Here is a 22,310-nt window from a genome sequence, read left to right on the forward strand (position 1 = left end):
ACACCAGCGGCGAACCCAGGCGATCCCGGGTGACGCGGCGGCCGTCGCGCGCTCACCGGCGCCCGACGGCCCAGGGAAACGCCGAAAGGAGCACCCAGCGTGAAACGCAGAGCCTTACTCGCGGTGTCATGCGCTCTGGCCATGACCGCCGCGACGGTGGCGTTACCCGCGTCATCCGCGCACGCCGCCCCTCCGGGGGCCGCCAGATCCCAGCAGGCGGTGGCCGACCCCGGTTCACTCGCGGCGGCGGTCGCCGACAAGGCCGTCTCCAGCCAGCTCGACGAGCTCACCAGGGGACCGGACGAGGCCTACAGCCGGGTCTCGGTGACGCCGGGCGCGAGTGACATGTACTACGTGGCGTACGAGCGCACGTACAGAGGGCTGCCCATGGTCGGCGGCGACGCCGTCGTGGTCACCGACGCGGCGGGGCACGTCAGGGACACGGTGGCGGCCTCGGGTCCGAGCCCGCGCAACGTGCCGACGAAGCCCGCGATCAGCGCCGCGAGGGCCACCGAGGTCGCCGGGACCAGGCTGGAGCGCGTAGACGACACCGCCGAGCCGCGCCTGGTCGTGCTGGCCTGGGGCGAGCGGCCCAGGCTGACCTGGGAGGCCGTGGTCAGCGGCAGCACGGCAGAGGGGAAGCCGAGCATCCAGCACGTGTTCGTGGACGCGCGTACCGGGAAGGTCGCCGACTCCTACGACCTCGTACGCGCCGGCACCGGCACCGGCTACTACAACGGCCAGGTGACGATCGGCACCAGCGGCTCGGGCAGCTCGTACTCGATGACGGACACCTCCAGGCCGGGCATCCAGTGCGGCGGCCAGAACGGCGCCGTCTACACCGGCACGGACGACGTCTGGGGCAACGGCTCGGGCACCAACCTGGAGACCGCCTGCGTGGACGCCCTCTACGGCGTGCAGCGCGAGTGGGAGATGTTGCGCGAATGGCTGGGCCGTAACGGGATCAACGGCAGCGGGCGCGGCTTCCCCGCCCGGGTCGGGCTGAACCAGGCCAACGCCTACTGGAACGGCAGCTACACCAACTTCGGCCGCAACTCGGCCAGCACGCAGCAGGCGACGGCGATCGACGTCGTGGCCCACGAGTACGGGCACGCGATCTTCCAGACCACCCCGGGCGGCGCGGGCTCCGGCAACGAGAACGGCGGCATCAACGAGGGCACCGGCGACATCTTCGGCGCGCTCACCGAGCACTACGCGAACAACCCGGGCGACCCGCCGGACTACCTGGTCGGCGAGGAGATCAACCTGGCCGGTTCCGGTCCGATCCGCAACATGTACAACCCGAGCGCGCTCGGCGACCCGAACTGCTGGTCCTCCTCGATCCCGAGCACCGAGGTGCACGCGGCGGCCGGCCCGTTGAACCACTGGTTCTACCTGCTGGCCGAGGGCAACAACCCCGGCGGCGGCAAGCCGACCAGCCCGATCTGCTCCGGCGGCCCCTCGTCGGTCACCGGCATCGGCATCCAGAAGGCCGGCAAGATCTTCATGGGCGCCCTGTCCCGCAAGACCTCGTCCTGGCGCTACACGAACGTCCGCGCCGCCTCCGTCGCGGCCGTCATCGAGTTGTACGGCGCGGGCAGCGTCGAGTGCAACACCACCAAGGCGGCCTGGAGCGCGGTCAGCGTGGCGGCGGCGTCGGGCGAGCCCGCGTGCGGCACGCCGGGCAACGACTTCTCGCTCTCGCTCAACCCGTCCGCCGGCAGCGCGGCGCCCGGCCAGCAGGCCACCACCACGGTCAACACGCAGACCACCTCGGGCAGCGCGCAGACCGTGAACCTGTCGGCGTCGGGGTTGCCGTCCGGCACCACGGCCGCCTTCAGTCCGGCCTCGGTGACCTCGGGCAACTCCTCGACGTTGCGGTTGTCGGTCGGCTCGTCCACGGCGCAGGGGACGTACCAGATCACCGTCACGGGAACGGGCACGGCCACGCACACCGCCACCTACTCCCTGACCGTCGGACAGGGGCCCGGCGGCGGCGACCCGCCCGACATCAGCCTGAACAACGTCAAGGCGCACCTGACGCAGTTCCAGTCGATCGCGACCGGCAACGGCGGCAACCGCAGGTCCACCGGGCCCGGTTATCTCGGTTCTGTCACCTACATCGAGGACAGGCTGCGCGCGGCCGGCTACACCGTCGTACGCCAGAACTGCACCACCACCTACTGCAGCAGCGGCTCGGGACCGAACCTGATCGCCGACTGGCCGGGCGGCGACGCGAACCAGGTCATCATGGCCGGCGCGCACCTCGACAGCGTCGCGGCCGGGCCCGGCATCAACGACAACGCCTCCGGCTCGGCGAACCTGCTCGAAGTCGCGCTCACCCTCGCCCAGCGCAACCCGACGATGGCCAAGCACGTCAGGTTCGGCTGGTGGACCGACGAGGAGCAGGGGCTCAACGGCTCGGAGTACTACGTGGCCTCGCTCAGCGCCGCCGAGCGGTCGCGGATCCAGGTCTACTACAACTACGACATGACGGGCTCCATCAACGGCGGCTACTTCATCAACAACATCAACACCACCGGGGCCGCCTACCTCAAGGAGTTCTACGACCGGCTGAGCCTGCAGCCCGAGGAGAACGTCGAGGGCGCCAACCGTTCCGACGACGCCTCCTTCCGCAACGCCGGCATCGCCAGTTCGGGTGTCGCGGCGGGCGCCAGCGCCATCAAGACCTCGGCGCAGGCGGCCAAGTGGGGCGGTACGGCCGGGCGCGCGTACGACCCCTGCTACCACGCCGCCTGCGACACCACCGGCAACATCAACGACACCGTGCTGGACCGGGCGGCGGACGCGGCGATGTACGCGATCTGGAAGCAGGCCGCCGGCGGAGTCCCGCCCACGCGTGACTTCTCGATCACGGCGAACCCGGCGAGCGGCACCGTACAGGCGGGCTCGGCGGCCACCTCCACGATCGGCAGCAGCACCACGGCGGGCACCGCCCAGACCGTGAACCTGTCCGCCAGCGGCCTTCCGGCGGGCGCCACGGCCACGTTCAACCCGGCCTCGGTGACCTCCGGCGGGTCCGCCACGCTGACGATCTCGACCGCGCCCACCACGCCGACCGGCAGCTACACCGTCACCGTGACCGGCACGGGCGAGACGGCCACGCGCACGACGACGTACGCGCTGACCGTGCAGGGCACCTCGGGCGGCAGGACCTTCACCAACGCCACCGACTATCCGATCCGCGACCTCACCAACACCCAGAGCTCGATCGTCTCCACCGCGACGGGCACCGCGACCTCCCCGGTCCGGCTGTCCATCACGATCAGCCACACGTGCGCTGAAGACCTCGACATCTGGGTACGCGGCCCCAACGGCACCTGGTACGCCGTGGACCGCTACGGCGGCACGACCTGCACCCAGTACGGCACCAGGACGTTCTCCGTCCCGGTGAGCCAGCAGGCGGCCGGCACGTGGGTGCTCGACATCGAGGACGTCTACCCCAACGACACCGGCTTCCTCGACTCGTGGAGCATCACGGTCTGACCTCCTACGGGGACTCGGGGGTGACGGGCCCCGGCCGGCTCTCCGGCCGGGGCTCTCTCACCTCCGCCCGGGTGCGCACGCCCAGCTTCTGCAGCACGCGCGCCACGTGTGTGTCCACGGTGCGCTGGGACAGGAACAGCACCTCGGCGATCTCCCTGTTCGTCCGCCCGAGCGCGACCAGCCTGGCCACCTCGCTCTCGCGCGGCGACAACACCCCGCCGCCCGCCCGCCTGCCCCGGCGGGCGGCGGGCCTGCCGGGACCCAGCTCCCGTAGTACGGGGCCGAGCTCCCGCAGCAGGCGGCGGCAGCGGGCGGCGTCGTGGGTGGCGCCCAGCACGGCATACCGCTCACCCGCCTCCGCGATCAACTCGGCGGCCCGCTCCCGCCCGGAGAGCTTCAGGTGAACGGATGCCTCCGACTCGGCCACCCGGGCCGCCGTGTACGGGCGCGGCATCACCAGGTACGCCGCCCGCGCCCGTGCGTAACACCGGGCCGCCTCCTCGAAGGCCCCCGCATCGCCGGCCAGCGCGCCCCTGGCCAGGTCGAGTCCCGCGTGCGCCGAGGGCGCGTTCCTGCCCTCGATGCCCGCAGCGAACTCGGCCACCAGCCCCGCCGCCGCCCCGGGCCGCCCGGCCTTGAGCAGTGCGGCGACGGCGGCGGGGACGAGCTGGTCGCCCCACACCCACACGCCCTTGCGCCGCAGCCGGGTCACCGCCAGGTCGGCCGCCGCCAGCGCCGGTTCCAGCGCGCCCCTGGTCAGGTGCAGCTCGACCAGCCCGCTCGACCCCGCCACGGCGACCGGCAGGAACCCCGAGTCCAGGTCCCGCACCCCGGCCGCCTCCAGGTGCTGGCCGGCCTCCTCCCACTCGCCCCTGGCCAGGGCCAGCACGCCGAGCGCGAGCCGGGCCTCCACCGCCAGCAGCGGCGCCTCGTACGTCATCTCCACGGCCGCCGTCGCCCGTTCGCGCAGGCCGTCCCAGCGGCCGGTCAGCAGGTCGAGCCGGACCGAGGACATTTCCACCAGGAACACCGGGTACAGCGCGCCGGTCTCCTCGGCGACGCGCCTGCTCTGGTCTCCGAACCGCGCGGCGGCGGCGTAGTGGCCGAGGGCTAGGGCGGCGTCGTACAGGTTGGAGTAGCCGCGCGCCACCTGCCTGCGTACGGCGGCGGACGGGTCGTTCACCGGCAGCGTGCCGGCCAGCTCGAACGCCTCCCGCGACCCGACGAGCATGGCCATGCTGACCTTGTTCGCCAGCACGGCGGCGGTCAGCTCCGGATCCTGGTCCTCGATCAGCAGCTTCTCCGCCTGCGCCATCCACTCCTCGTGCATGGCCAGCGGCTCGCCGCCCCACACGGGCATCGCCAGCAACGCCAGCCCCCGGGCGGCCAGGCAGGGGCTGTCGGCCAGGTCGGGCAGGGCGGCCAGGATCTCCTGACGGCCCGCCGTGATCGCGCCGGCCTGGTTGGACAGCAGCACGCCGAGGTTGAGCCGGGCCTCGCCACGTGCCCGGCGGGACAGGAAGTCGTCGGAGAGCAGGTGGCGCAGGATGCGTACGACGCGGCGGTGCGCCAGGCCGATCGCGGCGACCCTGCTGAGCCGCAACGCCAGCGGGCCCCGGGCCTCGCGGGGCAGCTTCGGGTCGGCCAGCAGCCCTTCGAGCAGCTCCACGGCCAGCGGGATGTCGCCGATCGCGGCGGCGTGCTCGGCGGCGGTGCTGCCGTGCCGCTGCCAGGCGGCGAAGTCGCCGGCGTGGCGGGCGTGGTGGGCGAGCTGGACCAGGGGTGGCGGGTCGAGCGCGGCCAGGGCGGTCATGGCCCGCCGGTGGGTGAGGCGGCGCTCGGGGCCGGGGATGGCGTCGTAGACGGCCTGCCGGGCGAGGGCGTGGCGGAAGCCGTACTGGCCGTCCTGATGCTCCCGCAACACTCCGGCCTGCAACGCCTCACTCAGCCCCGCCTCCCCGGGCTCTCGGCCGGAGACGGCGTTGATCAGTGGTTCTTCGGCGGGCAGGCCGAGGACGGCGGCGGCGTGGACGGTGCGCAGGGCGGCCGGTGACAGCCCGGTGAGGCGTTCGGCCATCGCCTCGCGCAGCAGCACCGGCACGGCCATGCGATCGAGGGCCTCGGGCTCGGGCGAGCGGCGTACGCGGTCGTCGGGTTCGGGCAGGCGGCCCTCGTCGTCGAGCAGTGAGCGCACCACCTCCTCGATCACGAACGGCACCCCGGCCGTACGCTCGTGCAGCTTGGCGGCGAAGGCCGTGGTGGGGGCCGACTTGAGCAGCGCCCCGGCCAGGCTGCGTACCCCTTCGACGTCGAGCGGCGTCAGTGAGATCACCTCGCTGCGCACCCCGGGCGGGCGGCGGTAGGCGTGCCCGAACGGCAGCCCGGCCACCGGCAGCTCCTCCCGGCGGAAGGTCACCACCAGCGCCAGCCCCTGCGGCGGCTGGTCGGTGAGGAAGCGCAGCAGGTCGCGGGTGCCGTCGTCGGCCCAGTGCAGGTCCTCCACGACGAGCACGACCGCCCCGGCCGCGTCCAGCAGCGCGTGCACCGCGCGGAAGAGGTGGTGCCGCTCGGCCCGGGGGTCGTCCAGGGGTGGCGGCGAGGGGGCGGGCGGCAGGTGGCCGGCCAGTTCGGGCAGGTAGCCGCGCAGCACTCCGGTGACCGGGCTGAGCAGGTCGCGGCCGGGCAGGGCGGCGGCGATGTGGCGCAGCGCGTCGAACACGGGGCCGTAGGGGAAGGGCTCGCGAATCTGGTGACAGTGACCGAGCAGCACGGTTCGCGCGTCGTGGGTCAGGCCGGACGGGGAGTCGGACCGCCGGCTGAGGTCCAGCGTGTCGGGCGGGGAGTCGGGTCGCCGGCTGGATTCCAGCAGGTCGATCGCGGCTCTGACGAGGCTGGTCTTGCCGATTCCCGCCTCGCCCTGCACCTGGGTGACGGCGGGCGGGCCGGTGATGGCGGCGAGAAGTAATCGAAGCTGGGCGTCGCGCCCGACCAGCGCAGGAGAAGCCAGGCTTGCCATCGGGGTCTCCGTAACAGTGGCAGGTTCTCTGCATTCACCCCGCGAGTGTGCTGGCTTCTCTCTGATTCGTCCACGGATATTTCAAGATCCATTACACGGCATAATGATCTTGTGCGAGCCCTGACCGCAGCCGGGGCTCGCACACCCCGCGACGGTAGGCTGGTGGAGCTATGGAGACCACGGTAGGGCTGCGCGAACGCAAGAAGGCCGAGACCCGTCAGGCCGTGCACGAGGCGGCGCTGCGGCTCGTGGTCGAGCACGGGCTCGACGACGTCACGGTCGAGGCGATCGCCGACGCGGCCAACATCTCGCGCCGCACGTTCTCCAACTACTTCTCCTCCAAGGAGGACGCGCTGCTCTACGGCGAGGAGCAGCGCTTCAAGGCCCTGGTGGAGCAGGTACGCGCACAGCCGCCCGAACTGCCGGCCTGGCAGGCGCTGAGCGACTCGATCGAGGACCTGCAACGCCAGATCGGCGAGCCCGAGCGGGAGTGGGCGCAGCGCACCCGCCTGGCCAAGCGGCACCCCTCGCTGCTGGCCAGGCAACTGGCCAACCACGCGGAGCTGGAGCGCGACCTGGCCGAGGCGATCGCGGAGCGGCCGGGAGAGGTGCCGGCCCGGGTGCTGGCGGCGGCCTTTCTGGTGACGTTGCGGGTGGCCTCGCACGTGTGGACGGAGGAGAGCGAGGCCCGTACGCTGACCGAGGTCATCACCGAGACCCTTGCCCAGATGGCCCGCCCGTTCACGTAACCGGGCAACTGTGGGCTCGCGTTACGGCGGGCCACCGGGGAAGGGTCAGCGGCCGTTTCCTGGAAGGCCGTCAGCCGGAGTGCGGTGGGTGGTAAGCCACGGCACCGCGTAAAAGATCATCTTTTAGAGACGGATCCACTTCTGCGGAGAGAGTCCGTTGCAGTCGTAGATCTGGAGTTTTGTGCCGTTGGCCGTGGCGCCTCCCGGGACGTCGAGGCACCTGCCCGACTGCGGGTTGAACAGGGAGCCGTCGGCGCGGTGCGTCCACTTCTGGCCGCCGTTCGTGTTGCACTGCCAGAGCTGGACCTTGGTGAAGTTGGCGGTGCCGTTCGCGTCGATGTCCAGACATTTCCCGAAAGCTCGCAGGGTGCCGTCCGGGTGCGTGGACCAGCGCTGGCCGGTCGCGACGCCGCAGTCCCAGAGCTGGGCGGCGCTGCCGTTGGCGTTGGTGTTGGTGTCCACGTCCAGGCACTTGCCACCGACCCCGGTGAGCTGGCCCGCGTTCCCCGGCAGCGTGCCGCGGCCGTACCTGACCGCGCACTGGTTGCCCGTCAGGTGCGTGGCGGTCAGGTAGAGGAACTCGGTGCCGTTCGCCGCGGGCACGATCGGGGAGCTGTAGCCGGGGCAGGACGGTTCGCCCGGGTTGTATCCGCCGGTGGGCGAGGTGAGCGCCGGGGCCTCGATCTCGGTCCACGCGCCCTGGCCCAGGTTGGTGTTGGCGAACAACACCTGGCCGGACTCGCCGAGCACGGTCTTGTTGCCGGTCGGGCCCGCCACCACGCGCTGACCCGACATCAGCAGCGTGCCGTTGGGGCCGCCGCCCGGCAGCCAGGCGACGTACGGAGTGTGCAGCAACTCCCGCTGGTCCGACGTGCGCACCAGCGTGCCCGCCCCGGAGCCCCAGTTCAGGCCGTTGGAGCTGGTCTTGACGTACACCTCGCAGGCGTGGTCGGCGTCGGTGGCGTCCCTGCACAGTTCGTACGCCATCAGGAACGTCCCGTTCGGCAGCCCCGTCACGATCGACATGCCCGGCCTGGCCAGGTTGTCGTTCGGGAAGGCCACGTCCTGGGTCATCGTGGCGCTCCACGACTGGCCGCCGTTCGTGGACGTGTAGTGGCCGATGACCTGGTTGTTCGTGGCGCTGTTCGCGGGCCGCTCGTCGGAGATGAAGCAGGCCAGGGTGTTGTCGGGGGCCAGCAGGAACCACGGCTCCCAGATGCCGTGCCCGATCGTGTCGGGCAGGCCGCTGGTCTGCGTGCAGTTGGACAGGTACGTCCAGGTCGCGCCGTGGTCGGTGCTCTTGAACACCTCGACCTTCTGGGTCGTGTAGTCGCCGTCCACCCAGGCGGTCCCGGCCGCCAGCAGGTCGCCCTGGTTGAGGCCGTTCGCGGTGCGCGGAACCTCGTACAGGACCGGCGCCCCGATGCCCCAGCCGGGCGTGTGGGAGGTGACGGTGGAGATCGGGTTCGCCGACCAGGTGCGCCCGCCGTCGGTGCTGCGGTGGATCGGGACCGAGGCGGGCGCGTTGTGGCCACGGCGGGCGTACGTGGCCAGCATCGTCTCGTTCGGTGAGCCGTCGTGGTCGAGCCTGACCGCGCGCGGGTAGCTGGCGTCACCCTGCGGGAAGGTGGTCAGGTTCGGCGAGTAGAGCACCTGACCTGCGGGGGCCGCCGACGCGGGGCCGGCCAGCCCTCCCAGACAGGTGGCGATCAGGGCTAACGCGGTCAGAAGCCGCGCCGGGGGTGTGATTTGCACGTTCTGCTCTCCTTAGATCTATCGGCTGTTCTCGCGGTTGTCTCCGATGACGAACTTGGTGAAGGTGTCCACGTCCACGGCCGAGCGGGCCACCACGGCGCCGTCGCTGACCAGGGCCAGGTGCAGGCGCCCGCTCGTCCAGCCGGCCGGCAGTTCGGCGCGCACGTCGGCCGGGCCGCTGAGCAGGAACGGCTTGGCCTCGATCCACGGCCCCTGAGCGCCGGGCTCGGCGGGGGCGGGACGGAAGACCGGGGTCCAGACGGTGTGCAGGTGGCCGCCGACCGGCTCGCCGCCGTGGTGCGAGACGCGCACCGGCACGCTCACCTCGCGCGATTCGGCCAGCAGGTCGCGGCCGGGCGCGACGGGCACGACGTCGAGCACGAGCGTGGTCATGGCGTTCACGTCGGCCGGGTCCACGCCGGACAGGTCCTTGGCCCGGCGTTCAAAGTCCAGCAGGCCGGCGGACTCGTGCTCGATGTCGTACAACTCGGTGTAGACGTAGCCGGCCAGGCGGTCGTGGCGGCGCAGCTCCTGGGTCTGCCAGCGCAGGTGCCAGGCGCGATCGACGCCCGTGTGGCCGCCGCCGTACTCGCTGTTGAGGTTGGGCAGCCCGCGCAGCGGCTGGTCAGGGGTGGCGGCGAGCTTCTTGCGCACGACGAAGTCGGGGCCGAGCTTGACCGGGAAGTCGTCCTGCGTGCCGTCGAGCAGCGCGGCCACCGTCCTGCCCCAGGAGGCGGCGGACTCGTCGTAGTAGTGCCAGTCGAGCAGGTCGGTCTTCACGTGGGTCCAGCCGGAGTTCTCCACCGCCGGCCTGCTCGGGTCGAGGGCTTTGAGCAGGTCGTACGCCCGCGCCGCCGCCTCCTGCTTGGCCGGGTCGCCGGGAATGTCCCAGTCCAGGCCCCACTCCTCGTTGTAGAGCCCCCAGATGACGATCGCCGGGGAGTTGCCGTCGCGCTCCACCATGGGCGCGATCTGCTCCTCGAAGGCCGCCACCGACTCCGCCGAGAAACGGCCGGTCGCGGCGGGCTCGGCCCACACCAGCATGCCGAGCCGGTCGGCGTGGTGGACGAAGCGGGGATCCTCCAGCTTGAGGTGCTTGCGCACCAGGTTGTAGCCCGCGTCGGCGGCCAGCTGCAGGTCGTGGACCAGCGCGTCGTCGTCGGGCGCGGTGATCCCGGTACGCGGCCAGTACCCCTGATCCAGCACGCCGCGCACGAACAGCCGGCGGCCGTTGAGGAACAACTCCTCGCCGATCACCTCGATCCTGCGCAACCCGGTGTAGGCCGCCACCTGGTCGCTGCCGTCGGCCGAGGTCAGCGTGGCGTCCACGTGGTAGAGGTACGGGTCCTCCGGCGACCACAACCTTGGCTCGCCGACGGGAATCACGGCCCTCGCCAGGCCGTCCGCGACCGGAACCTCGACCGTGGTGTCCATACCGCGCAGCCTGAGCCGCAGCACCGCCTCTTTTATGGCCGGGCCGGTCACCTTGGCCTCGACCTCGACGGCGTCCAGCCCTTCCGACGGGCGCAGCTTCAGCCCGGCCAGGTGGGTGGCGGGCCTGGCCTCCAGCCAGACGCTCTGCCAGATGCCCGAGGAGGGGGTGAAGCACACGCCGTCGAAGTCGTCGCGCGGGATGCTGCGCTGCTTGCCGTGCGCGATCTCCCGTTTGTCCTGCGGCGCGGAGACCCGTACGACGACCTCCTGCTCCCCGTCCGCGTGCAGCGCGGCGGTGACGTCGGCCTCGAACGGCGTGTAACCGCCCCGGTGGGTGGCCACCTCGACGTCGTTCACCCAGACGGTGGCCTCGTGGTGCACGGCCCCGAACTGCAGCACGACCCGCTGCCCCGCCCAGCCGGCCGGGACCGTGAAACGGCGGCGGTACCAGGCCAGCGGCAACCAGTGCGCCCCGATGCCGGACGCGGGGGTCTCCCAGGCGAAGGGCACGGTGATGGTCCGGTTCCAGTCCGGGTCGGTGTCGGCCCGGAAGTCCCAGTCGCCGTTCAGGCTCGCCCAGGTGTGCGAGCGGTCGAAGTGGGGCCGGGGGTATTCCATGGTGCTCTCTTTCATGAGGGGTCAGCCCTTGACGCTGCCCGCGAGGATGCCGTTGATGAAGTGGCGCTGCAGCAGTACGAAGATCACCAGCAGCGGCAGCATGGCGATGCTCCCCGCGGCCAGCAGTTCGCCCCAGACGGTGGCGAAGTCGGCGCCGATCCGGTTGCCGGTGACGTTCTGGGCCAGCGTGGACAGCACCACCTGGAGGGTCTGGTGCGCGGTGTCGTTGACGGCGACGACCGGCCAGACGAAGTCGTTGTAGACGTTCATGGTGGTCAGCACGGCCAGCGCGGCGAGTCCCGGGCGGATGACCGGCAGCACGACCTTGTAGAAGATGCCGAACTCGCCGGCCCCGTCCACCCGCCCGGCGTCGATCAGCTCGTTCGGGATGGCGGCGATCGTCTGCCGCATCCAGAAGATGCTGAACGCGTCGATGCTGCCCGGCAGGATCAGCGCCTGGTACGTGTTCACCCAGCCCAGCGCGCTCATCTCCAGCAGCAGCGGGATGATGAGCACCAGCGTCGGCAACATCAGCGTCAGCATGACCACGCCGAACAGCAGGTTCTTCAGCGGGAACTCGTACTTGGCGAAGGCGTAGCCGGCCAGCGGGCAGAAGAACATCGTCATCGCGCCCTTGACCGCCAGCACCAGCGCCGTGTTGGCGAACCCGGTGCCGATCGGCACGTCGGCGAACATGGCCCGGTAGTTGTCCAGGGTCAGCTCGCCGATCGACAGCGGGCTGGCGATGATCTCGGCGGCGGGCTTGAAGGAGGAGCTGACCGCCCACCAGATCGGGTACAGGAACACGATCGCGAGCAGGGCCAGCACCGCGTACTGGGCTATGCCCGGCTTGGGGTGGTTCATGAGACCTCGTCCTTCGGGCGCAACATCCTGACCGAGACCATCGACAGACCGAAGACCAGCAGGACCAGCAGGAACGAGTTCGCGGCGCCGGTGCCCAGGTCGGAGGCGGTGATGTGGTCGTAGAGGTAGAGGCCCGCGGTGGTGGTGGAGCCGTACGGGCCGCCCTCGGTGACCACGAACGGCTCGGCGAACATCTGGAAGACGGCCAGGGTCTGGATGACCACCAGGAACGCCATGCTGCGGCGTACCAGGGGCATGGTGATCGACCAGAACTGGCGCCGGCGGGAGGCGCCGTCGAGGGAGGCGGCCTCGTACACGCCGCCGGGCACGGCCTGCAGGCCCGCGAGCAGGATGATGATCGCGAACCCGGTGGTCTTCCACAGGAACAGCAGCGCCAGCGTCGGCTTGGACCAGGCCGTGGAGGTCAGCCAGCCCACGTCCGGCAGGCCCACCAGGTTGAGCAGGTAGTTGACCAGCCCGTAGTCCTGGTCGAACACCACGATCCACACCTGCGCCATGGCCACCAGCGGGGTCACGAACGGCGCGATGAACGCCACCCGGAAGAAGCCGCGCAGCCTCAGCTTGGCGTTGGCCAGCAGGACCGCGCCGGCCAGCCCGGCGATGATCTGGATCGGCACGATGAGCAGCCACATGATCGCGCTGTTGCCGAGCGAGGCCCAGAAGTCGGGGCTGGTCAGCAGGTACAGGTAGTTGTCCAGGCCGACCCAGCGGGCCACGCTCCCGCCCCGCCAGCGCATGAAGCTGAGCTGCAGGGCGTAGATCAGCGGATAGACCCCGAACGCGGCGAAGACCACGAAGAACGGGGCGATGAAGACGTACGGCGAAAGCCGCGCGGAACGCAGGTACGGGGTCAGCCTTACGGATCTCATGAGCGGTCGATCAGGTTCTTCTGGATCTTCTCGGCGGAGTCGGAGATCACCTGGTCAGGCGACATCTTGCCTTCCATCAGGCGCTGCATGTTGTCGCCGAGGTAGTCCACCGACTGGGCGAACCACCACGGGATGGGCGCGGCGGCCGGGATGGTGGCGCCGGCCTCCACGGCGACCTTCCACAGGTCCTGGCCGCCGAGCGCCTCGATGGGCTTGAACAGCGGCTTGGCGGGGTCGGCCGCCGGGGTGTAGCTGGGGATCGAGGTGGACAGGCCGCCGGGGTAGACGTCGTTGGGGCCGTACACGGCGGTGTAGCCGGGCTCCTTGAAGCACAGGAACTCATACAACAACCAGGCCAGCTCCGGGTTCTTCGCCTTGGCGGGGATGACGAAGCTGCTGCCGCCCATCGCGCCGCTGCGCGCGCCGCCCGGCGTCCAGGCCGGCAGCGGCGCGGCCCGCCACTTGCCCTTGGTGCTCTTGAGCAGTTGTTGCGGCGCGAACGACCACCAGATCGCCCACGGCACGAAGACCTGCTGCCCGTTGTCGAGCGTGTTGACGTCGGCGGGCTCCAGGTAGGGGGCGTGCGTGACCAGCCCGTCCTTGACCGCCGTCTGGATCCAGGTGAAGATCCGCCGGTACTCCTGCGAGTCCAGCCGCAACTTGCCCTGCGCGTCGGTGAGGCTGGTGCCCTGCTGGCCCGCCAGCATCTCCAGCCAGAGCTGGCTCAGGAACGGCGTCTTCTCCAGGTGGATGGGCCTGGTCTTGGGGTCCTTCTCCCGGACGGTCCGCGCCGCTTCGAGCAGGTCGTCGTACGTGGCCAGGCTCGCCGGATCGACCCCGGCCTTGTCCAGGATGTCCTCGCGGTACCACAACAACCCGGGATCCAGGTCCCAGGGCACGCCGTAGATCTTGCCGCCGACGGTGTTCACCGACAGCTTGTACGCCGAGGTCTGCTCCTTGTACGGCGCGATCAGGTCCGTCAGGTCGAACAGGTGCTCCGCCTGCCCGCCGATCTTGGCGTCGTCCCAGAAGCTGCCGTCGGGCACGTCGGTGCCGCTGATCAGCGTGTTGGTCAGCTTGGCGTCGATGTCCACCGCCTGGTGGTTCACCTTGACGTTCGGGTGGGCCTTGCGGAACTCGCCGATCGCGGCGTCGAACACCTTGAACAGGTCGCCCGACCGGTTCCAGATGGTGATCTCACCCTTGGCCTCGGTGGCGGACACGGTGAGCTTGCTGGGCTGCGCGCTGGTTCCGCCAGGGGGCGCGCACGCGGCCAGCGACCCCGTGGCGGCGAGCGCGCCGAGGCCGAGTGCTCCCTTGAGCAGACCACGACGGCCGATGGGGGATGTAGTCATCTTCCACTCCTCGCCGGACAGCGATGTGAAGGCTCTGCAACGATGCAGACATCATGCACACGCTTCTGCAACGATGCAAGAGCGGTCTAGGATCTATCGAGAACCAGCCGTCCGAGGTATAGGAGACGCATGGCCGGTACAACGCTGCGTGACGTCGCCAAGCGGGCGAACGTGTCCATCCGCACGGTCTCCAACGTGGTCAACGGCTACGCGCCGGTCTCCGACGAACTGCGCGCCCGGGTGCAGGTGGCGCTCGACGAGCTCGACTACCGCCCCAACCTCATCGCCCGCAACCTCAAGCAGGGGCGTACGGGGATGATCGCGCTCGTGGTGCCCGAGCTGGACGTGCCGTACTTCGCCGAGCTGGCCCGCGAGGTGATCACGGCCGCCCGCGCCCACGGCTACGTGGTCATGGTCGACCAGACCGACGGCGACGGCGACCGGGAACGCGAACTGCTCGGCCGCGACTCCCGCGCCACCATGTTCGACGGTCTGGTGCTCAGCCCGCTCTCCGTCACCGCCGACGAACTACGCGAACGGGCCAACCGCATCCCGATCGTGCTGCTCGGCGAGCACATCTACCACGGCAACTTCTCCCACGTCGCCATCGACAACGTGGCCGCCGCCCGCGAGGCCACCACGCACCTGCTGGACCTGGGCCGCCGCCGGGTGGCCGCCATCGGCGACCAGCCGTACGCGACCGGCGAGACCGCCCAGCTCCGCACCTCCGGCTACCGCCAGGCACACGCCCGAGCCGGCCTGGAGGTGCACGAGGAGCTGATCATGACCACCTCGCACTTCCACCGCCGCCTGGGCGCCGAGGCCATGGAACGGCTGCTGGCCCTGCCCGACCCGCCGGACGCGGTCTTCTGCTACAACGACCTGCTCGCCCTGGGCGCGATCCGCGCACTGACCAGAGCGGGCCGCCGCATCCCCGAGGACGTGGCGGTGGTCGGAATGGACGACATCGAGGAGGGCCAGTACAGCACGGTCAGCCTGACCACAATCGCCCCGGACAAGGCGGAGATCGCCCGCCGGGCCGTGGACACCCTGCTGAAGTCGATCGACGGCACGACAGGCGCCTCCACGGAGATCGTCGCACCCCACCGGCTGATCGTCAGGGAGAGCACGGCGGGGGAGAACGTGGGTACTTAGTGGTGGCGTGGTGGAAGCGCAGGCTGTCCCTTCTAAGCCACTGCCAGCTCACGACAGTCGGAGCAGACTCCGGATGGTGCAGGAGCGAATGGCAGGATGTATCCGTTGAGCCTGCGAACGTCGATTCCGCAAAGGCTGACGACCGTTCCAGGCCGCACCGCATGCCGGACCGGGTCGTCATCGGGGCCGGTGATACCCATGTGGAGCTCGTTCCCGGGCTGGTGCAGACCGAGGACTACATTCGCGAGGTCCACCGAGCCACACTCGTGGACGCTCTTGAGCGGGACATCGAGCAACAGGTAACCGTACGCCTGACCCGGCAGAAACTCCTTGCCGGCGAGGGTGCTCCAGCGCTGTGGATGGTGGTGAACGAAGCCGTCATCCGACGCGTGGTGGGTGGTCCTGGCGTCATGCGTGCACAGCTCGAACGGCTGCTTGAGGTTGCGAAGCTGCCCAATGTCACGCTTCAAGTGCTTCCGTTCGCGGCCGGCGCACATCCCTCGATGGACGGGGCATTTCACATGCTGAGCTTCGAGCCGTCTGACCCCAGCATCGTGTACATCGAGTACCACACAGGTACGCTTTATCTGGAGAAAGCGCAAGAAGTGGGGCGATATGCACAAAAGTTCGATCACCTACGCGCCTCGGCTCTCTCAGTAAGCGAATCCTGTTCGCTCATCGAGCAGGCCACGCGTGACCTCCGTCAGTAGCGAACGCGTTAAGAGAAGGAGATACGGGATGGCGCAGCAGGACCTGTCCCGTGCCGTCTGGCGCAAGGCTGCCAAGAGCAACGGCCAGGGTGGGGCATGTGTGGAGGTCGCTCTCAACTTGCCAGGCATCGTGGCTGTACGTGACAGCAAGAACCCTGATGGCGCTGTGCTGGTTTTCGACCATCGGGAGTGGGACGCGTTCCTGGATGGTGTGAGCAAGAGGGAATTCGAACTTCCCTGACATCTAGTGTGGCTCAACGGGTTGGTCGATCCGACGGACGTGGGAGAGCAGTGCCAGCACGCCCGCGATCAGGAACGGCCAGTCGAACAGCGCCAGGGTGCTGGAGCAGGTGTGCCCCGAGCCCGACAGGTACCAGGCCACCGGATGGAACAGCGCGGGCACCAGTAGCACCAGGCCGAAGAACGGCGCGCCCCGGTGTCCGGCGAGCACCGCGCCGATCGCCGCCACGCTGAGCCAGTAGGAGGAGAAGTGGGCGGTGTCCAGGTGCATGGCGGCCAACGCCCACGTGCCCTTGAGCTGCGACCAGCAGGCGAGCACGCCGGAGTCGTAGGCGTAGGTCCTGACCAGGGTCTGGCCCACCGCGAGCAGGACGACGACGCTCCAGACGACCGCCCGCTGCCGTGGTACCCCCTGCTCCGCGCGGGTCCGCAGCAGGGCGACGACGGTGACCGCATGGCAGGACATGATCACCCATGCGTCGGTTTCCCAGTCGGTGGTGAGCAGGAGCGCGCTGCACACCAGCGCCAACGCGGCGGCGGCCGCGCCTACTTTCGGGAGCCGGCGCGGCGCCCAGAGCGCGAGGAACGCCAGCACGACCGGCAGGAGGTCCATCGCGTAGCGGGCGACCATCGCGACCGCGACCTCCAGTGGGTCCGGCTGCGGTGGCTCGTAGGCGAACCAGCCGAACTCCCGGATCATAAAGACGGATAAGAAGTTCGGCGCGGTGGCCGCCAGAATCGCCAGGACACGCAACATTGGCGGCCTCTCGCTGGGAATGATCTTCGCGAGCGTACTACGGCAGAGCGATTTCGAAGTGCACGGTCTGGAAGTGTTCCGGGTCGCCGTCGCGGGCGTCGAAGACGGGTTCGGCCAGGGAACTCCAGAACTTCTCCGCGCCCTCCACGCGGGTGTCCGTGTGCAGGTAGAGAGCACGGTAGCCCTGAGCGGCGACGAAGTGGCGGGCCTGGGTGACCATCTCGCGGGCCAGGCCGTGCCTGCGGTGGGGCGGGGCCACGTACACGCGGAAGAGTTGTGCCGTGTCGTCGTCCGGGTAACGCTTGGCCAGCCATTCCGGGTGCGGCGGGGTCTTCGGGCCGCCCGCGCGGATGGCCGTGGTGCCGACCACCTGGTCGCCGTGCAGGGCCACGATGAGGGTGTGGCGCTCCGGTAGCAGGTACGTGCCTTCGAGGTCGATCACGTCCCAGTGCCATTGAGGCTGGTAGCCGTAGCCGAACTCGCGGTAGAACGTGTCGAGCATGACCTGCCGCGCGCCCTCCAGGTCGTGCTTTTCGGCGGGGCGGACGGTGTAGGGGTTCATGGGGCCTCCAGGTGTAGGACGCGGTCGGCGAGTCTGGTCACCACGTCCGGGTCGTGGCTGATGAGCAGTACCGTGAGCCCGAGGTCGCGGCGCAGGTCGTCGAGCAGGTCGAGGATGGCGGCCTGGACGAGGGCGTCCAGGCCGGAGGTGATCTCGTCGCAGATCAGGACCTTCGGCTCGGCGAGCAGGGCGCGGGCGAGGGCGGCGCGCTGGAGTTCGCCGCCGGACAGCGCGGCCGGTCGGCGGGCCGCCGTGTCCTCGTCGAGGCCGACTCGTTCCAGCATCGCCCGCGCCCGCGTCGCCGCTTCGTCCGGGGCGGCGCCGCGTAGCCGTACGGCGGTGCGGGCGACCTGGGCGGACACGCTCCGGTACGGGTCGAAGGAGGCTTTGGCGTCCTGGAAGACGTACTGGACGTCGCGGGCCCTGGTGGGGAGGTGGCGGGGGAGCGGGCGGCCGTTCAACGTCACCGTGCCGGAGGTGGGGCGGTGCAGGCCGGCCACGCAGCGGGCGAGGGTCGTCTTGCCGCTGCCCGACCTGCCGGCCACGGCCACGCACTCGCCGGCGGCGGCGCTCAGGCTCACTCCCTTGAGTACGGGTGCGCGCCGATGCCCGGCCACCAGGTCCCGCACCTCCATGAGAGGTTCACCCGGAGTACTTGCGCTGGTCCGTGGGGTGAGGCGGGCGGCGAGGAGGTGGCGGGTGTAGTCGTGGCGGGGCTGGTCCAGGACTCCGGCGGCCGGGCCTGATTCGACGACCCGGCCCGCGTGCATGACCGCCACGTGGTCGGCCAGCGCGCGGACCATGGCCAGGTCGTGGCTGAGGAGGACGAGCGCGATGCCCTGCGTGCGCAGCCTGCGGAACTCCTCGATGACCTCGCCGCGAATGAGCCCATCCTGGCCGGTCGTCGGCTCGTCGGCGACGATCAGGACCGGGTTGAGCAGCAGGGCTTGGGCCAGTACGACCCGTTGCTGCTGGCCGCCTGAGAGCTGGTGCGGGTAACGCCGGAGCAGTTCGGCTGGTAGACGGGCCCGCCGCGCCGCCTCTCGCACCCGCTCCTCGACACCCCGAGTGCCCCCGGTGCCTCCGGTCTCCCCGGCGCTCTGGGCGCGGGCGATCTCCTTGAGCACCGCGCCGACCCGTCGTACCGGGTTGAGCACGCTGGACGGGTGTTGGGGAACGTAGGCGACCGCGCCCGGCGCACGCCACACCTCGCCCGAGACCCGCACCCCCGGCGCGTGTTCGCCGAGTACGGCCAGGCCCGTGGTCGTCTTGCCGCTGCCCGAGGCGCCCACCAGCGCGAGCACTTCACCCGCCGCCAGCTCCAGGGACACCCCGTCCACCAGGGAACGCCCGCCGGCCTCGGCCCGCAGGTCCGTCACCTTGAGGATCACTTCCGCTTCACCGCCCGGTCGAAGGTCAGGTTCAGGCCCACGGACAGGGCCACGATCAGCAGTGCGGGCACCACCACCGCCCACGGCTGCAGGAACAGGCCGGTCCTGTTGCGGTCCACCATCACCGCCCAGTCGCTCGCGTCCGGTGCGAGGCCGACGCCCAGGAAACTGGCCGAGGCCACCAGGTACAGCGCCCCGACCAGGCGCACGCCGACGTCGGCCAGCAGTGTGGTGAGCATCGAGCGGCCGGTGTAGCCGATGGCGCGCCGCCACCACGTCTCGCCCTGCAACCGCAGGGCTTCCATGGCCGTGCTGCCGGCCGCCTCCAGCGCCGCCGCCCGCGAGACGCGTACCACCTCGGGCAGTGCGATCAGCGCCACGATCAGCACGAGTGCGGCGGGACCCGGCGAGAACAGCGTGGCCAGCATGATGAGCAGCAGCAACGACGGGATCGCCAGCAGCAGATCCAGCGGGCGCATCAGCACCTCATCCAGCCACCGCCGCCCGGCCAGCGCCGCCGCCATGCCCAGCGGCACCCCGGCCGCGTACGCCAGCACCGTCGCCAGCGCCGCGACCGCCACCACCGAACGCCCGCCGAGCAGCACCTGCTCCCACACGTCCCGCCCGACGAAGTCGGTGCCGAGCAGGCCCCCGGTGGCGAAGGACACCCCGCGCGGCTCGGGCGTCCCGGCCAGCCACGGCCCGGCCAGCGCCAGCGCCAGCGGGACGGCCAGCAGCACCACCCCGAGTCCACGGCGGAGCCCCGCGCTCGCGGCGCGGGCGGGCCGGGTGCGGCTGCCGGCACGGGCGGCCCTCATCGTGTGCTCCTCGGTGCCAGTCGGTAAACGCCCAGGTCGGCGGCCAGGTTGACGACCACCGTGGTCGCCGCGAACACCACGCACAGCGCCTGGATCACCGGAATGTCCCTGGCCGCCACCGAGTCGTTCAGCAGCGTCCCGAGCCCGGGGATCACGAACACCGACTCCACCACGATCACGCCGCCGAGCAGCCAGTCCGTGGTCCTGGCGAGTTGTTGCACGCCGGGGGCCAGGGCGTTCGGCAGCGCGTGCGTCAGCCGTACCCGCCAGGGGGACAGGCCGAGCCGGGCGGCATGCGCCACGTAGCCGGAGGCCAGCGCGTCGACCATGCCCGCGCGTACCAGACGGCTGATCGAGCAGACGGGCCTGGCGAGCAGCACCAGCAGCGGGAGCACCAGCAGGGCGGGTTGTTCCAGCAGGTTGGCGGGCGCGCCGACCGCCGTCGGCGGGAACCAGCCGAGCTGGACGGCGAACAGCGCGACCAGCACCACCCCGAGCGCGAACTCCGGGATCGAGTACAGGCCGACCGTCACGGTGGTGATGACCCGGTCGAGCAGGCGGCCCTGCCGCACCGCCGCGATCACCCCGGCCGCCACGGAGACGGGTACGAGCAGCAGCAGCGTCAGCCCGGCCAGTACGAGCGTCGGCGGCAGGCCGTCGCCCAGCACCTCGGCCACCGGCCGGCCGGAGACCAGCGAGACACCGAGGTCGCCGCTCACCAGCCCCGCCAGCCAGTCCGCCCACCGCTCGACGGCGGGCCGGTCCAGCTCCAGGGCGGCGCGGATCTGGGCGATGCGTTCCTCGTCGGGGATGTCGCCGGCCAGCACGACGGCGGCGTCGCCGGGCAGCGCCTCGGTCAGCAGGAACACCAGCGAGGACACCGCCACGACCTGCACCGCGCCGAGCAACACCCGCCGCGCCGCGTAACGGAGCAGGTTCACCCCAGCCAGACCTTGTCGAAGCGGGCCCAGTCGAGCGTGTTGGCGGGGGCGTTGGCGACGCCGCGCAGCCTGGGGGAGGCGCCGAGCAGCCAGTCGGCGAAGCCCCAGATGAGGAAGCCGCCCTCGGCGTGCAGCGTGCGTTGCATCTCCGTGTACAGCTCGCGGCGCTTGGCCTCGTCGGGGCTGGCGATGGCCTGGTCGTAGAGGGCGTCGAACTCGGGGCGGGCCCATTTGGTGGCGTTCGTGGTGGAGCCGGTGAGCAGCCGCTGCGAGATGTGGGTCTCGATGGGCATGGCGCCGGAGCGGTAGCAGCAGATGGTGCCCTGGTTCAGCACGTCGGCCCAGTAGGTGTCCTTGTTGCCGACCTTCGCGGTCACCTCAAGCCCGGCCTGTCTGGCCTGGTCGGCGAAGACGCTGGCCGCCTCAAGGAAGCCGCTGGCCGCCGCCGAGGTGTCGAGCTGGATCTTCATGCCCTTGGCCCCGGCCTTGTCGATCAGCCACCTGGCCTTCTCCAGGTCGGGGACGCGTTGCGGAATGTCCCCGGCGTAGTAGAGGTAGTCCTTGCCGAACAGGTCGTTGCCCACCTGCCCGGCCCCGCTCAGCACGCTGTCGATCAGCTGCGACCGGTCGGCCAGCAGGAACATGGCCTGCCGTAGTTGGGGATCGTCGAACGGCGGCCGGTCCACCTTCATCGCGAACGCCTGCATGCCGCTGTTGTTCAGCCGCACGATCGACATCGCGCCGCCGCGCTCGTGGGTGCGGGCGGTGGCCGGGGTCAGGTCGTGGGCGTACTCGGCCTGCCCGCCCAGCACGGCGTTCACCCGGGCGGACTCCTCGTTGGCGATGAGGTACTCCAGCTCGTCCACGTACGGGGCGCCGTCCCAGTAGTCCGGGTTCCGCTTGAGCAGCAGCGAGCGTCCCGGCTGGAAGGAGCCGAACGTGAACGGCCCCGACCCGACCGGCCGGCTGAAGTCCTCGGCTCCCTCGGGCACGATGTAGGCGCCGAAGGCCGCCAGCACGTTGGGGAACTCGGCGTAGGGGCGCTCAAGCCGGAACTCCACCGTACGGTCCCCGACGGCGCGGCTGTTCTTGAGGTCGATGAGGGCGAGGTTCGCCTTGGCGCGGAAGGTGCGCTTGTCATCGGCGATGCGGGCGTAGCTGTGCAGGACGTCGGCGGCGCGTACCGGCCTGCCGTCGTGGAAGGTGGCCTCGCGCAGTGTGATCCGCCAGGTGGTGAGCTTGGCGTCGGACTCCCACTTGGAGGCCAGGCGCGGCACGATCGCCACGTCGGTCCCGTAGTCGGCGAGCTTGTCGAACATCGCCTTGGACCGCGACGCCTCAAGGAACAGGTTGGCCAGGTGCGGGTCCAGGCTCTCCTGGGCGCCGCCACCCGCGAACACCGCCCGCAGCCTGCCGCCCCTGACGGGCCGGGTTGACGTGGTGCCGCCGCCGGTGGGCTGGGCGGCGCATCCGGCCAGGGCCAGCGCGGTTGCGGACAGGAAGGCACGACGGTCTAGGCGCATGGCCGATAATGGTAACGATTTTCAT

General features: G+C 70.6%; 17 protein-coding genes. 5 read left to right on the plus strand and 12 right to left on the minus strand.

The window, feature by feature from the left end; all coding sequences use genetic code 11:
* Positions 1-99: 99 nt before the first annotated feature.
* Positions 100-3,507 (plus strand): M28 family peptidase, encoded by a 3,408-nt coding sequence (locus AB0I81_RS44500; RefSeq protein ID WP_360670992.1) that lies wholly within the window; start codon positions 100-102, stop codon positions 3,505-3,507.
* A gap of 4 nt (positions 3,508-3,511) precedes the next feature.
* Here AB0I81_RS44500 and AB0I81_RS44505 read toward each other — a convergent pair whose 3' ends face one another.
* Positions 3,512-6,523 carry an AAA family ATPase gene (locus AB0I81_RS44505; protein WP_360670995.1) on the minus strand — a complete coding sequence of 1,004 codons (3,012 nt, stop codon included), beginning with the start codon at positions 6,521-6,523 and terminating at the stop codon, positions 3,512-3,514.
* 170 nt (positions 6,524-6,693) lie between these two features.
* Between AB0I81_RS44505 and AB0I81_RS44510 the strand changes: the two genes are divergently transcribed.
* Positions 6,694-7,272: a TetR family transcriptional regulator gene (locus AB0I81_RS44510; RefSeq protein WP_360670998.1), complete on the plus strand. Its 579-nt coding sequence runs from the start codon at positions 6,694-6,696 to the stop codon at positions 7,270-7,272.
* A 123-nt stretch (positions 7,273-7,395) separates the two neighbouring features.
* Here AB0I81_RS44510 and AB0I81_RS44515 read toward each other — a convergent pair whose 3' ends face one another.
* From AB0I81_RS44515 to AB0I81_RS44535, 5 genes are read right to left on the minus strand one after another with little or no spacing between them, the layout of a single operon-like run.
* Complete coding sequence (locus AB0I81_RS44515; protein WP_360671001.1) at positions 7,396-9,027, minus strand: ricin-type beta-trefoil lectin domain protein; 1,632 nt, start codon at positions 9,025-9,027, stop codon at positions 7,396-7,398.
* An 18-nt stretch (positions 9,028-9,045) separates the two neighbouring features.
* Positions 9,046-11,079 (minus strand): sugar-binding domain-containing protein, encoded by a 2,034-nt coding sequence (locus tag AB0I81_RS44520; protein WP_360671004.1) that lies wholly within the window; start codon positions 11,077-11,079, stop codon positions 9,046-9,048.
* A 21-nt stretch (positions 11,080-11,100) separates the two neighbouring features.
* Positions 11,101-11,943, minus strand: coding sequence for a carbohydrate ABC transporter permease (locus AB0I81_RS44525; protein WP_360671007.1), 843 nt, complete (start codon positions 11,941-11,943; stop codon positions 11,101-11,103).
* Positions 11,940-12,833 (minus strand): sugar ABC transporter permease, encoded by an 894-nt coding sequence (locus AB0I81_RS44530; protein ID WP_360671009.1) that lies wholly within the window; start codon positions 12,831-12,833, stop codon positions 11,940-11,942. Before AB0I81_RS44530 ends, AB0I81_RS44525 begins: the two co-directional genes overlap by 4 nt.
* Entirely contained in the window at positions 12,830-14,188 is a 1,359-nt protein-coding gene (locus AB0I81_RS44535) for a sugar ABC transporter substrate-binding protein (RefSeq protein WP_360671011.1), read from the minus strand. Before AB0I81_RS44535 ends, AB0I81_RS44530 begins: the two co-directional genes overlap by 4 nt.
* Positions 14,189-14,317: 129 nt before the next feature.
* Between AB0I81_RS44535 and AB0I81_RS44540 the strand changes: the two genes are divergently transcribed.
* From AB0I81_RS44540 to AB0I81_RS44550, 3 genes are all read left to right on the plus strand, one after another.
* The gene (locus AB0I81_RS44540; RefSeq protein WP_360671013.1) at positions 14,318-15,343 is read left to right on the plus strand and encodes a LacI family DNA-binding transcriptional regulator; all 1,026 of its coding nucleotides are present in this window, start codon (positions 14,318-14,320) and stop codon (positions 15,341-15,343) included.
* 161 nt (positions 15,344-15,504) lie between these two features.
* Positions 15,505-16,053, plus strand: coding sequence for a DUF5753 domain-containing protein (locus AB0I81_RS44545; protein WP_360671016.1), 549 nt, complete (start codon positions 15,505-15,507; stop codon positions 16,051-16,053).
* A gap of 28 nt (positions 16,054-16,081) precedes the next feature.
* Positions 16,082-16,294 carry a DUF397 domain-containing protein gene (locus AB0I81_RS44550; RefSeq protein WP_360671018.1) on the plus strand — a complete coding sequence of 71 codons (213 nt, stop codon included), beginning with the start codon at positions 16,082-16,084 and terminating at the stop codon, positions 16,292-16,294.
* 3 nt (positions 16,295-16,297) lie between these two features.
* On the opposite strand, the gene AB0I81_RS44555 is transcribed toward AB0I81_RS44550, so the two are convergent.
* From AB0I81_RS44555 to AB0I81_RS44580, 6 genes are all read right to left on the minus strand, one after another.
* A complete protein-coding gene (locus AB0I81_RS44555) occupies positions 16,298-16,993 on the minus strand; it encodes a hypothetical protein (protein ID WP_360671021.1) in 696 nt (231 codons plus the stop codon).
* 94 nt (positions 16,994-17,087) lie between these two features.
* Positions 17,088-17,612 carry a GNAT family N-acetyltransferase gene (locus tag AB0I81_RS44560; protein WP_360671024.1) on the minus strand — a complete coding sequence of 175 codons (525 nt, stop codon included), beginning with the start codon at positions 17,610-17,612 and terminating at the stop codon, positions 17,088-17,090.
* Positions 17,609-19,003 (minus strand): ATP-binding cassette domain-containing protein, encoded by a 1,395-nt coding sequence (locus tag AB0I81_RS44565; RefSeq protein WP_360671027.1) that lies wholly within the window; start codon positions 19,001-19,003, stop codon positions 17,609-17,611. Before AB0I81_RS44565 ends, AB0I81_RS44560 begins: the two co-directional genes overlap by 4 nt.
* Complete coding sequence (locus AB0I81_RS44570) at positions 19,000-19,821, minus strand: ABC transporter permease subunit (RefSeq protein ID WP_360671029.1); 822 nt, start codon at positions 19,819-19,821, stop codon at positions 19,000-19,002. Before AB0I81_RS44570 ends, AB0I81_RS44565 begins: the two co-directional genes overlap by 4 nt.
* A complete protein-coding gene (locus tag AB0I81_RS44575; protein ID WP_360671032.1) occupies positions 19,818-20,762 on the minus strand; it encodes an ABC transporter permease in 945 nt (314 codons plus the stop codon). Before AB0I81_RS44575 ends, AB0I81_RS44570 begins: the two co-directional genes overlap by 4 nt.
* Positions 20,759-22,285: an ABC transporter substrate-binding protein gene (locus AB0I81_RS44580; protein ID WP_360671035.1), complete on the minus strand. Its 1,527-nt coding sequence runs from the start codon at positions 22,283-22,285 to the stop codon at positions 20,759-20,761. Before AB0I81_RS44580 ends, AB0I81_RS44575 begins: the two co-directional genes overlap by 4 nt.
* Between the last annotated feature and the right edge of the window lie 25 nt (positions 22,286-22,310).

The organism is Nonomuraea sp. NPDC050404 (genome assembly GCF_040655495.1).
Taxonomy (GTDB): domain Bacteria; phylum Actinomycetota; class Actinomycetes; order Streptosporangiales; family Streptosporangiaceae; genus Nonomuraea.